Annotated in this window: 11 protein-coding genes; 7 read left to right on the top strand and 4 right to left on the bottom strand. The window is 68.7% G+C overall.

Annotated elements, in window-relative coordinates; all coding sequences use genetic code 11:
- Window positions 1-11: 11 nt before the first annotated feature.
- Together CCR87_RS07570 and CCR87_RS07565 are read left to right on the top strand one after the other, a co-directional pair.
- Window positions 12-482, top strand: a complete 471-nt coding sequence (locus CCR87_RS07570; RefSeq protein WP_201156944.1) for a YcgN family cysteine cluster protein — start codon at window positions 12-14, stop codon at window positions 480-482.
- On the top strand, window positions 482-1,534 hold the full coding sequence (locus tag CCR87_RS07565) for a threonine aldolase family protein (protein ID WP_201156943.1): 1,053 nt from the start codon (window positions 482-484) through the stop codon (window positions 1,532-1,534). The genes CCR87_RS07570 and CCR87_RS07565 overlap by 1 nt, the downstream gene beginning before the upstream one ends.
- Window positions 1,535-1,541: 7 nt before the next feature.
- On the opposite strand, the gene CCR87_RS07560 is transcribed toward CCR87_RS07565, so the two are convergent.
- Entirely contained in the window at window positions 1,542-2,132 is a 591-nt protein-coding gene (locus tag CCR87_RS07560) for a 2-hydroxychromene-2-carboxylate isomerase (RefSeq protein ID WP_338048892.1), read from the bottom strand.
- Between the two features lie 91 nt (window positions 2,133-2,223).
- On the opposite strand from CCR87_RS07560, the gene CCR87_RS07555 reads away from it, so the two are divergent.
- The 3 genes from CCR87_RS07555 (at window position 2,224) to CCR87_RS07545 (ending at window position 4,788) form a co-directional block, all read left to right on the top strand.
- Window positions 2,224-3,243, top strand: a complete 1,020-nt coding sequence (locus CCR87_RS07555) for a ribose-phosphate pyrophosphokinase (RefSeq protein WP_274609759.1) — start codon at window positions 2,224-2,226, stop codon at window positions 3,241-3,243.
- 101 nt (window positions 3,244-3,344) lie between these two features.
- Entirely contained in the window at window positions 3,345-3,944 is a 600-nt protein-coding gene (locus CCR87_RS07550) for a L,D-transpeptidase (protein WP_201156940.1), read from the top strand.
- Window positions 3,945-4,047: 103 nt separating this feature from the next.
- Window positions 4,048-4,788, top strand: a complete 741-nt coding sequence (locus CCR87_RS07545) for a YebC/PmpR family DNA-binding transcriptional regulator (RefSeq protein WP_201156939.1) — start codon at window positions 4,048-4,050, stop codon at window positions 4,786-4,788.
- A gap of 57 nt (window positions 4,789-4,845) precedes the next feature.
- Here CCR87_RS07545 and rpoD read toward each other — a convergent pair whose 3' ends face one another.
- Both rpoD and dnaG read right to left on the bottom strand, forming a co-directional pair.
- A complete protein-coding gene (gene rpoD / locus CCR87_RS07540; RefSeq protein WP_201156938.1) occupies window positions 4,846-6,825 on the bottom strand; it encodes an RNA polymerase sigma factor RpoD in 1,980 nt (659 codons plus the stop codon).
- 160 nt (window positions 6,826-6,985) lie between these two features.
- Window positions 6,986-8,965 carry a DNA primase gene (gene dnaG, locus CCR87_RS07535; protein ID WP_201156937.1) on the bottom strand — a complete coding sequence of 660 codons (1,980 nt, stop codon included), beginning with the start codon at window positions 8,963-8,965 and terminating at the stop codon, window positions 6,986-6,988.
- A gap of 177 nt (window positions 8,966-9,142) precedes the next feature.
- On the opposite strand from dnaG, the gene CCR87_RS07530 reads away from it, so the two are divergent.
- Both CCR87_RS07530 and CCR87_RS07525 read left to right on the top strand, forming a co-directional pair.
- Entirely contained in the window at window positions 9,143-9,847 is a 705-nt protein-coding gene (locus CCR87_RS07530) for a thermonuclease family protein (protein WP_201156936.1), read from the top strand.
- A gap of 26 nt (window positions 9,848-9,873) precedes the next feature.
- Window positions 9,874-10,491, top strand: a complete 618-nt coding sequence (locus tag CCR87_RS07525) for a hemerythrin domain-containing protein (RefSeq protein WP_242511908.1) — start codon at window positions 9,874-9,876, stop codon at window positions 10,489-10,491.
- A gap of 132 nt (window positions 10,492-10,623) precedes the next feature.
- Here the strand turns inward: CCR87_RS07525 and CCR87_RS07520 are convergent, their stop codons facing one another.
- Window positions 10,624-11,316, bottom strand: a complete 693-nt coding sequence (locus tag CCR87_RS07520; protein ID WP_201156934.1) for a helix-turn-helix domain-containing protein — start codon at window positions 11,314-11,316, stop codon at window positions 10,624-10,626.
- Window positions 11,317-11,364: the final 48 nt, after the last annotated feature.

Here is an 11,364-nt window from a genome sequence, read left to right as displayed (position 1 = left end):
GTTCGGCCCCGATGCCCCAGACCCAGTCGCGCGAGCGGCTGCGCCCGCGTTTCTGGGAGCGCTTTCCCCTGCACCGGCTGACCCCGGCCGAGTGGGAGGCGCTGTGCGACGGCTGCGGGCGGTGCTGCCTGAACAAGCTGGAGGACGCGGACACCGGCGAGATCGCCTTCACCCGCGTCGCCTGCCGGTTGCTGGACGGCGACACCTGCCGCTGCGGCAACTACCCCGAGCGCAAGCGGCTGGTGCCCGAATGCGTGGTGCTGACGCCGAAGAACATCGGCGAGATCGCCTACTGGATGCCGCCCACCTGTGCCTACCGGCTGCGCCACGAGGGGCGGCGGTTGGCGCCCTGGCATCCGCTGGTCTCGGGCGATCCCGAGAGCGTGCACCGCGCGGGGATTTCCGTGCAGGGCTGGACCGTGCCCGAATACGACGTCCCCGAGGACGAGTGGGAAGACCACATCATCGCAGAGGAGCCGTGATGCATTTTGCCTCCGACAACGGCTCGGGCGTCCCGCCCGAGGTGATCGCAGCGCTGGGTCGCGCCAATGACGGGTTCGCGGCCGGATACGGGGCCGATCCACTGTCGCTGGCGGTGCGCGACCGGCTGCGCGCGCTGTTCGAGGCGCCGCAGGCCGCCGTCCATCTGGTGGCCACCGGAACCGCCGCCAACGCCCTGGCGCTGGCGTGTTACTGCCCGCCCTGGGCCGCGGTGTTCTGCCACCGCGTCGCCCACATCGAGGAGGACGAGTGCGGCGCGCCCGAGTTCTATACCGGCGGCGCCAAGCTGGTTCTGGTCGAAGGCTCCGACGCCCGCATGGCCCCCGATGCGCTGGAGGCGCGGATCAAGGCCACCGGCGGCGCGGGCGTGCACAACGTCCAGCGCGGGATGGTCAGCCTGACCAACACCACCGAGGCCGGCACCGTCTACACCCCGGCCGAGGTCGCGGCCCTGTCGCAGGTCGCGCACCGCCACGGCCTGCCGGTGCACATGGACGGGGCGCGGTTTGCCAACGCGCTGGTGGCCACCGGCGCCACGCCCGCCGACATCACCTGGCGCGCGGGCGTCGATGTCCTCAGCTTTGGCGGGACCAAGAACGGGCTGCTGGGGGTCGAGGCGGTGATCCTGTTCGATCCCGCCAAGGCGTGGGAGTTCGAGCTGCGCCGCAAGCGGGGTGGGCATCTGTTCTCCAAGCACCGCTACCTGGCGGCGCAGATGGACGCCTATCTGGAGGGCGATCTGTGGTTGCGGCTGGCCGGGCAGGCCAACGCCATGGCCGAGCGGCTGACGGCGGGGCTGACAGCGCGCGCCGACACCAGGCTGGTGCATCCGCCGCAGGCCAACATGGTCTTTGCCGCGTTTCCGCGCGCCGTGCACCGGCGGCTGCAGGCGGCGGGGGCAAAATACTACCTGTGGCCGTTCGACCAGACGCTGGAGGGGCCGGACGACGCCCCCGTCAGCTGTCGGCTGGTGTGTTCGTGGTCCACCACCGCGGCCGAGGTCGACGCCTTTCTGGCCCACATGGACGGCTGAGGCTCCCTCAGCCCGCGAGATGGGCGTCGAGGAAATCCAGCCGATCCTGACCCCAGAACACCTGCGCGTCCACCACCCAGGTGGGCACGCCGAACACGCCTTGCGCCACCGCCACCTCCTGGTTGCGGGCATAGGTCTCGGCCCCGCTCAGCAGGCCGCGGTCGGCCAGGGCGGGATCGAAGCCCGCGCCCTCCAGGCAGGCGCGGATGACGGTGTCGTCGGCGATGTCGCGCTCCTCGGCCCAGACCGCACGGCCGAAGCCCGTCACCAGCGCGGCCAGATCGCCACCGCCCGCCTCTTGCGCCGCGATGAGGGCATAGGACGCGGGTGCGGGATTGGTGGGGAAATGTCGGGGCCTGGGAACCAGCGGCATCCCCAGCCGGGCCGACCAGCGCGCCAGTTCCTGCAGCCGCCAGGCCTTGCGCACCTCGTGGCGGTCGGCCAGGGCGGTGCCGCCGGTGCGCGCCATCAGCGCCTGCACATCGACCGGGTGCAGAACCAGCTCCGCACCGTGGCGGGCCGCGATGTCGAACGGGCGGCGCCCCGCCAGATAGACCCACGGCGATATCGGGTTCAGGAAATACGCGATCTGTGCCACGGTCGGGCCTCTTTTGCGGGGCGATGGGTTGCGCAACCCTATTGCGGTGATAAGCGGTGTCAACGCTGCCATAACCGCCAGGATCCCGCCCATGCCCGCCATGTCCGAGCCGAAGCTGATCGCCGGCAACGCCAACCGCCCCCTGGCGCAGGCCATCGCGCGGCGGATGTCGCTGCACCGCGGCGCGCCGGTGAGCCTGCTCGACGCGCGGGTGGAACGCTTCAACGACCAGGAAATCTTCGTGGAGATGTACGAGAACGTCCGCGGCGAGGACATGTTCGTCATCCAGTCGACCTCCAACCCCGCCAACGACAACCTGATGGAGCTGCTGATCATGGCCGACGCGCTGCGCCGGTCGTCGGCGGCGCGGATCACGGCGGTGATTCCCTATTTCGGCTATGCCCGCCAGGATCGGCGGAGCCGCGCGCGCACGCCGATCTCGGCCAAGCTGGTGGCCAACCTGATCGTCGAGGCGGGGATCGAACGGGTGCTGACGCTCGACCTGCACGCCGCCCAGATCCAGGGGTTCTTCGACATCCCCGTCGACAACCTCTATGCCGCGCCGGTGTTCGCGATGGATGTGCAGCACCAGTTCCGCGACCGCCTGAACGAGGTGATCGTGGTCTCGCCCGATGTGGGCGGGGTCGGGCGCGCGCGCGAGCTGGCCAAGCGCATCGGCTCGGGGCTGGCGATCGTGGACAAGCGCCGCTCCAGCCCCGGCGAGGTCGCCGACATGACCGTCATCGGCGAGGTCGCCGGGCGCACCTGCATCATGGTCGACGACATCTGCGACACCGCCGGCACGCTGGTGAAGGCCAGCGACCTGCTGATGAGCGAGGGCGCCAAGGAGGTGCACGCCTATATCAGCCACGGTGTGATGTCCGGCCCGGCGGTGGAGCGGATCACCAACTCCACGCTCAAGAGCCTGGTGCTGACGGACTCCATCGCGCCGACCGAGGCGGTGCGCGCCGCCGCCAACATCCGCGTCCTGCCCACCGCGCCGATCCTCGCACAGGCGATCCTGAACATCTGGTCGGGGACCTCGGTGTCGTCGCTGTTCGAGGTCGACACCCTGATGCCGATCTACGAGGGCGTGTTCGGCCGCGACTGAGCCGCACGCGGAAGTGAGCGGAGTTGCGCGCCGAAGATATTGCAAATCCCGCATGTTTTGCACACCTTCACGATGCAGCATCACCGAGCAAGGAATCTCGCATGGCCCATGACATGTTCTCGCGCCGACACCTGCTGGCCTTTGGGGGGGTTGCCTTCGGGGCGGGGCTGGCCGCGCCGGCGCTCGCACTGACCGGTGACATCGTGGGCGAGGAGGACCTGACGGCCCAGCCCACCGCGCGCCGCAACACCCAGAGCTTCCGCACCGTGCGCTGGCAGGACCACTTCGACAACCGCCGCAACGGGGCGATCCTGTGCGATGTCGCCAGCCGCGCGCTGCACTTCTGGTCCGAGGACGGCGAGACCTATCTGGTTTATCCCACCTCGGTGCCGATGACCGAGGAATTCACCCGCCGCGGCCGCACCGAGATCACCCTGATGCGCCGCGAGCCGGTGTGGATCCCCACACCCAACATGCGCCAGCGCGACCCCAGCCTGCCCGAGCGGGTGGAGGCCGGGCCCGAAAACCCCATGGGCACCCGGGCGATGAACCTGAGCTGGCAGTACTATCGCATCCACGGGATCGACAACCCGGCCAAGGTCGGGCGGATGGCGTCGAACGGCTGCTTCGGGCTGTTCAACCACCATGTCGAATACCTGTTCGAGCGGTGCCGCGTCGGCACCCAGGTCGTGGTGATCTGATCCGCCGCGCCGCCCCCGGTGCCCATGCCGGGGGGGGGTGGGCTTGCGCGCCCCGGTCCCGGCAGCCTATAGCCTGCGCGCACACCCAGACCCGGAGAAGATCATGGCCGGCCACTCCAAAAGGGCCAACATTCAGCACCGCAAGGGGCGTCAGGACGCGGCCCGCTCCAAGCTGTTTTCCAAACTGTCCAAGGAAATCACCGTCGCCGCCAAGATGGGCGACCCCGACCCGGACAAGAATCCCCGCCTGCGCCTTGCGGTGAAGGAGGCGAAGTCGAACTCGGTCCCCAAGGACGTGATCGACCGCGCGATCAAGAAGTCCCAGGGCGGCGATGCGGATACCTATGAGGAAATCCGCTACGAGGGGTACGGCCCCGGCGGCGTCGCCGTGATCGTCGAGGCGATGACCGACAACCGCAACCGCACCGCCTCCAACGTGCGCTCCACCTTCGGCAAGCATGGCGGGAACCTCGGGGAAACCGGTTCGGTCGCCTTCATGTTCGAGCGCAAGGGCCAGATCGTCTATCCCGCCGCCGTCGGCGACGCCGAGACCGTTCTGGAAGCCGCGATCGACGCCGGCGCCGAGGACGTGGAGAGCGGCGAGGACGGCCACACCATCTGGTGCGACGCCACCGACCTGGCCGCCGTGGCCACCGCGCTCGAGACAGCGCTGGGCGAATCGGAAACCACCCGCCTGGTGTGGAAACCGGGCACGACGACCGATCTGGACCTCGAAGGCGCGACCAGGCTTCTGAAGCTGATCGACGCGCTGGAAGACGACGACGACGTCCAGACCGTCACCGCCAACTTCGAGATTTCGGACGAGGTGATGGCGGCGCTGTAACGGCGCCGCCCGCCGGGCCGTCATGCCGCCGCAGGTTCCGGCCTGCGGCGGTCGGTCTTATTGATCCAGGAAGCTGCGCAGCCGGCGCGACCGGCTGGGGTGCTTGAGCTTGCGCAGCGCCTTCGCCTCGATCTGGCGGATGCGTTCGCGGGTGACGGAGAACTGCTGGCCGACCTCCTCCAGGGTGTGGTCGGTGTTCATGCCGATGCCGAAGCGCATGCGCAGGACCCGCTCCTCGCGCGGGGTCAGCGACGCGAGGACCCGCGTCGTCGTCTCGCGCAGGTTCTCCTGGATCGCGCTGTCCAGCGGCAGCACCGCGTTCTTGTCCTCGATGAAGTCGCCGAGCTGGCTGTCCTCCTCGTCGCCGATGGGCGTCTCGAGGGAGATCGGTTCCTTGGCGATCTTCATCACCTTGCGGACCTTCTCCAGCGGCATCTGGAGTTTCTCGGCCAGCTCCTCCGGCGTGGGTTCCCGGCCGATCTCGTGCAGCATCTGGCGGCCCGTGCGCACCAGCTTGTTGATCGTCTCGATCATGTGCACGGGGATGCGGATGGTGCGGGCCTGGTCCGCGATGGAGCGGGTGATCGCCTGCCGGATCCACCAGGTGGCATAGGTCGAGAACTTGTAGCCGCGCCGATACTCGAACTTGTCCACGGCCTTCATCAGGCCGATGTTGCCCTCCTGGATCAGGTCGAGGAACTGCAGCCCGCGGTTGGTGTATTTCTTGGCGATGGAGATCACGAGGCGCAGGTTGGCCTCCACCATCTCCTTCTTGGCCTGGCGGGCTTCCTTTTCGCCCTTCTGGACCTGGTTCACGATGCGGCGGTATTCGCCGATGTCCACGCCGACATACTGGCCCACCTGGGCCATGTCGTTGCGCAGCTCCTCGATCTTGTCGGCGGAGCGGTCGGTCAGGGCGGTCCAGCCGCGCCCGCCCTTGGCGGCCATCCGCTCGAGCCAGGTCGGGTCCAGCTCGGAGCCGCGATAGGCGTCGATGAACTCGCGCCGGTTGATGCGGGCCTGGTCGGCCAGCTTCACCATGGCGCTGTCGATCGCCATGATCCGGCGGTTGATGCCATAGAGCTGGTCGACCAGCGCCTCGATCCGGTTGTTGTGCAGGTGGAGCGAGTTCACCAGCTGCACGATCTCCGCGCGCAGCTTCTGATAGGTCGCCTCGTCGGCGGCGGTGAAGCCGGCGGTCTCCACCAGCTTGGCCTCCATCCGCAGGTCCTGCAGCTCCGACAGGCGGATGTAGTCGTCGGCGATGCGGTCCAGCGTCTCCAGCACGCGGGGCTTGAGCGCGCTCTCCATCGCCGCGAGCGACAGGTTGGAGCCGTCGTCGTCGTCATCATCGTCGTCGCTGCGGATCAGCGGGTTGCCGTCGGCGTCCAGCTCGGGGCCCTTGGCTTCGCGCGCGGGGCTGGGCTGGCCGGCCTGGGCCGCGGGCGACAGATCGCCCACCGTGCCCTCGCCGTCCTCGTCGAGCTGGTTGCCGAAGGTCGTCTCCAGGTCGATGACATCGCGCAGCAGGATGTCCTCGCCCAGAAGCTCGTCACGCCAGATGGTGATGGCCTGGAACGTCAGCGGGCTTTCGCACAGCCCGGCGATCATGGTGTTGCGCCCGGCCTCGATCCGCTTGGCGATGGCGATCTCGCCCTCGCGCGACAGCAGTTCGACCGAGCCCATCTCGCGCAGGTACATCCGCACCGGATCGTCGGTGCGGTCCAGCGTCTCGGAGGTGGTGGTGGCGACCGTGACCTCGCGCGAGGTGGAGGTGGTGACGACCTCGCCGCCCTCTTCGCTTTCCTCGGCCTCGATGACGTTGATGCCCATTTCCGAGAGCATCGACATCACGTCCTCGATCTGTTCCGAGGACACCTGTTCGGGGGGCAGCACCTGGTTGAGCTCGTCATAGGTGATGAAGCCGCGCTCCTTGGCGGCGGCGATCATGCGTTTGACGGCCGCCTGGCTCATGTCCAGCGCGATCTCGCCCTCCTGCTCGTCGGGCTTGGCGTCGTCGGTATCCTTGGCTGCCATGGATGCTCCTGCGCGGCTGGGGCGGGCGGTTGGTCTGGAGCCGGCCGATTCGCGGGCGATTCGATCCGGAGTCATAAGCGATAGATTGCCCGAATCACAGGGCACCGGAACGATCGGGCCATGGAAACGGTCGGGGTGGGGGCATCAAAGCATCGGGCCGTCACGTCTTCCTCGGGTTGTGGGTCCGGCTGGCCTGTTCCAGAATCGCAAGCAAGGCGTTGCGGTCCTCGCCCAGGTCGCTGGAGTCCTCGTCCGGACCTCGCACCGCGCTGTGTACCGCCTCCGAGGCGCGCGCCAGGCGCCACGTCAGCCGTTCGTCGGCGCGTTCGGTGATATCATGCATCGCGTCCTCCACCTCGCGCCGCATGGCGCGCCGGGTGGCGAGCTTCGCCACCTCCTCCACCAGACAGGCCTGTGCGACGACACTGTCGTCGGGTTTGCGCACAGGTGGCGCGTAAGCGACATGGCTCTGCGCAAACAGGTTTTCAAGGTCGGGGCCGACGTCCTCGGCCATCCGTGCGCGCAGATCACCACCGTCCGCGGCATGGCGCAGCAGCGCGTCGCGCAGGCGGGCGTTTTCGGGCACCCGGCATTCCAGCTGCTCGAGGTCGTCCTCGAAGCCGGGCACGAGCGACGGATGGGTGATCAGGATCGCGAGGATCAGCGCCTCGCGCATGCGGTCCTCCATCTCGGCGTCGGCGCCCGCCAGCGCGCTGCCACGGGTGCTGGGCAGCGGCGCGCCCGGGGGCGGGCGGCGGGCGGCCTGGCCACCGCGGGCGTTGAACGGGGGGCGGCCCGGCCCCGACCAGCCGCCAGCCCAGCCGCCAGCCCAGCCACCGGGGCGCGCGGCCGGGCGGGCGGGGGCCAGCAGCTCCGCGCGCAGCCGGACGAACTCCGCGCCGTAGTGGCTGCGCAGGCTGGCGTCGCCGATTCGCGCCAGGACCGCGCGCAGGTCCTTGTCCAGCGCCGCGCGCCGTTCGGGGCTGTCGAGGACGCGACCCTCGGTCTCGCGCTGCCACAGCAGGCGGGCCATGGGCACGGCGCCGTCAATCAGCTGGCGCATGGCCGCCGCACCCCCGGTGCGCAGCACGTCGTCGGGGTCCTGCCCGCCGGGCAGCAGGGCGAACCGCAGGCTCTGCCCCGCCTCCATCATCGGCAGCGCCAGATCGATCAGCCGCAGCCCCGCCCGCATCCCCGCCTTGTCGCCATCGAGGGCCACCACCGGCTCGGGCGACAGCCGCCACAGCATGCGCAGCTGCTCCTCGGTGATGGCGGTTCCCAGCGGCGCCACCGCGCCGGTAAAGCCCGCCTGCGACAGCGCGATCACGTCCATGTAGCCCTCGGCCACGATCAGGGGCGCGCCCTTGGCCACCGCCTCGCGCGCGGGTCCGAGGTTGTAGAGGCTGCGGCCCTTGTCGAACAGCTCGGTTTCGCGGGTGTTGAGGTATTTGGCCTGCGCGTCCGACGCCAGCGCGCGTGCGCCGAAGCCGATGCAGCGCCCGCGCCCGTCGCGGATGGGGAATGTGATGCGGTCGCGGAAGCGGTCATAGGGGCTGCCGGTCTCGGGCCGGGTGGCAAGGCCGGCGGCGTCGATCATCTCCTCGGCCACGCCGGCGGTGCGCAGATGCTCGAACAGGGCCGCGCGGCCGGGTGGGGCATAGCCGATCTCGAACCGCTCCATCGTGGCCTGCGGCAGGCCGCGCCGGGCCAGATAGTCGCGCGCCCCGCTGCCCGCCGCCGTCGACAGCTGCATCCGGAAGAATCGCACCGCCTGGTCCATCACCGCCGCCAGCCGGGTCTGGCGGTCCAGCCGTTGCGCCGCCTGCGGATCGCGGGCGGGCATGGTCATCCCGGCCTCGGCCGCCAGCGCCTCCACCGCCTCCATGAAGCCCAGCCCCTCGGCCTCGCGCAGGAAGCTCAGCGCGTCGCCCTTGGCCTGGCAGCCGAAGCAGTAATAGAATCCCTTGCGGTCATCCACATGGAATGACGGGGATTTTTCCTCGTGGAACGGGCAGGGGGCCCACCAGTCGCCGCGCCCGGCGTTGGACTTGCGCGCATCCCACACGACCTTTCGGCCGACGATGCGGCTGATCGGCACGCGGGCGCGCAACTCGTCAAGGAATCCGGGTGGGAGTGCCATGGGGGGAATATCGGTCGCCACCCGCCGGCTGTCCAGCGGGTTGCGCCGTTCAGCGCCGGGCGCACGCGGCGGCAAGACCTCATTAACCAGTTAAGGAATCCTTAACCAATCCGTGCAGGCCCGGCTTGCCCCGGGTCAGCCGCCATGCAAGGATACCTGATGTTGCGCATTTCATGGATGATACCGCTTGTGGTGGTGCTGGCGGCGCTGTCCGGCGTGGGGCTGGCCGATCGCGGCGATCCCCTGGCGGTGATCGTCGGCCCGGCCACAATCATCGACGGCGACACCCTGGACATCGCCGGCACCCGGATCCGCATCCAGGGCATCGACGCGCCCGAGCGGGACCAGACCTGCGAAGGCGCCGATGGCACCCCCTGGCCCTGCGGCGCCCGCAGCACCGCCGCCGCCCGCGACCGATTCGAAGGCCAGACCCTGCACTGCGAGGATCTGGGAGAGCGCACCTGGGGGCGCGTCGTCGCGCGCTGCTTCAAGGGCGAGGTCGACGTCGCCGCCGCGATGCTGCGCGATGGCATGGCCCGGGCCTGTCCCCGATTTGCCCGCCAGCATGGCCATTCGCGCGCCTACATGGACATCGAGCGGGCGGCGATGGCGGCCGGGGTGGGGATCTTTGCCGGGCCGCCGCCGCCGCGCGCGTCCTTCTGCGACGACCGGCGCACCGCCACGCTGGAGACGGCCACGCTGGAGACGGCGCGGGCCGACTGTGTGATCAAGGGCAACATCTCCGCCTCGGGCGAGCGGATCTATCACCGCCCCGGCCAACGGTTCTATGACGTGACCCGAATCGACACCGCCGCTGGCGAGCGCTGGTTCTGCACCGAGGCCGAGGCCCGCGCCGCCGGCTGGCGCCCCGCGCTGCGCTGAGGCGCGCATCCGCTGTGCGGCTGCGCATGGCTGACGTGGCCCGGCGCAGCCCCCATATCCCCGCCACCACGGACGCAGGAGGGGACATGCGCGATCTGGAAACCCGCGACGGGCTGCCCGAGGGCTTGCGCGTCCTGTTGCGCGACTATCCCCGTGACATCTGGCAGAGCCACCGCAACTTCGATGCGCTGACCCGGTTCTGGCTGGATCGCCACCTGATGTTCCGCGACCTGCTGCGCCGGGTCACGGCCGAGACGGAGGCGTTTCTCGATCGTCGGACCGAGGGGCGGGTCTATGCCGCGCGATCGGCTCGGCTGACGGGGCTGCTGCTGAACGAGCTCCATGGCCACCACCGGATCGAGGACATGCAGTACTTCCCCGTCCTGTCGGGGCTGGAGCGGCGCCTGTCGGCGGGGTTCGACCTGCTGGACGGCGACCACCATGCCCTCGACGGCCACCTGCACACCCTGGCCGAGGAGACCAACGCGGCCCTGCGCGCGGTACAGTCCGGCGCGGGGGCGCGCGTCCGGGCGGGGGCGGCGCATGCCCGGCTGGGGGCCTTTGCCGGGTTCCTCGATCGTCACCTGATCGACGAGGAGGACCTGGTCATCCCCGTCATCCTGCATCATGCGCCACGGTTCTGAAGACGGGGAGGTGGTGTCCGCGGCGGGATTTACAAAATTTTCGTTTTCAGTAAGTTGCTCGTGTCTATACCGTCAGGAATGCCGTCCCAAGTTGGGATGTACGGGGTTTAATGGGGTGATTAAGCGACCGGATCATAGCCTCTCAGCGAATGACGTGATTCGCCGCAAGTTCCAGTCAACCTCGTCATTCGGCAACAGCACCTCTACCGTTCCACCTTTACGCTTCCCAACAGCCTCGATCCCCTCGGCGTCCAGTTCGACGAAGTGGTGCTGCAGGTTACCGATCGACATGACACCGATGATCACGGTTTCGCTCAGTGCCTCGACCGGGATGGAGAACAACCACCCACGGTTGGACTGCTGACCGAGGGACACATGGAAGTTATACAGGGCACCCTTGATGATGGCGTGCAGGTCGATCTTGTGATTCGCCGCCTTCCTATCATTGTCGGAGGGGAAAGAGGGATGAGCGCCGTCCATCTGGATCAGCCCTGCCAGGAGGTTCACCGCACCGTCAGCCGTGGCGTTGCGGATCTTCTTCTGCTTGTCGGGTACACCGGATTGTCCCACGGCAAGCCAGGCTTCATCGACCCCGAGGACCGATGCGAGCAACGTCATGGTTGCCTTACGAGGGTAGGACTCCCCTGAGAACCACTTTCGCACCGTCTCTTGGGTGACGGTCTTCCCGCGATCCTCAAGCTGCTTGGTAAACCAACCAAGGCGTCCGAAGTGGATCGGAGGAACATTCGGGTTGAACCGCGCCGGGTTTGCCGGAGGCTCCAACTCTTGAGTAGGATGGAGCATCATGAGCAAGACAACGAACAAGTTTTCTCAGGAAGTGCGTGACCGCGCGGTGCGGTTGGTCCTGGACAA

It is taken from the genome of Rhodobaculum claviforme, from assembly GCF_016653255.1.
Taxonomy (GTDB): domain Bacteria; phylum Pseudomonadota; class Alphaproteobacteria; order Rhodobacterales; family Rhodobacteraceae; genus Rhodobaculum; species Rhodobaculum claviforme.
Note: the sequence above shows the minus strand (reverse complement) of the source record. Positions and strands in the feature narration are given on the sequence as shown.

What these genes read in the sequence shown, in the direction of transcription:
- CCR87_RS07570 (WP_201156944.1), top strand. Translation starts at nt 12, where the DNA reads ATGCCCCAGACCCAGTCGCGCGAGCGGCTGCGCCCGCGTTTCTGGGAG.
- CCR87_RS07565 (WP_201156943.1), top strand. Translation starts at nt 482, where the DNA reads ATGCATTTTGCCTCCGACAACGGCTCGGGCGTCCCGCCCGAGGTGATC.
- CCR87_RS07555 (WP_274609759.1), top strand. Translation starts at nt 2,224, where the DNA reads ATGCCCGCCATGTCCGAGCCGAAGCTGATCGCCGGCAACGCCAACCGC.
- CCR87_RS07550 (WP_201156940.1), top strand. Translation starts at nt 3,345, where the DNA reads ATGGCCCATGACATGTTCTCGCGCCGACACCTGCTGGCCTTTGGGGGG.
- CCR87_RS07545 (WP_201156939.1), top strand. Translation starts at nt 4,048, where the DNA reads ATGGCCGGCCACTCCAAAAGGGCCAACATTCAGCACCGCAAGGGGCGT.
- rpoD (WP_201156938.1), bottom strand. Translation starts at nt 6,825, where the DNA reads ATGGCAGCCAAGGATACCGACGACGCCAAGCCCGACGAGCAGGAGGGC.
- dnaG (WP_201156937.1), bottom strand. Translation starts at nt 8,965, where the DNA reads ATGGCACTCCCACCCGGATTCCTTGACGAGTTGCGCGCCCGCGTGCCG.
- CCR87_RS07530 (WP_201156936.1), top strand. Translation starts at nt 9,143, where the DNA reads ATGATACCGCTTGTGGTGGTGCTGGCGGCGCTGTCCGGCGTGGGGCTG.
- CCR87_RS07525 (WP_242511908.1), top strand. Translation starts at nt 9,874, where the DNA reads ATGGCTGACGTGGCCCGGCGCAGCCCCCATATCCCCGCCACCACGGAC.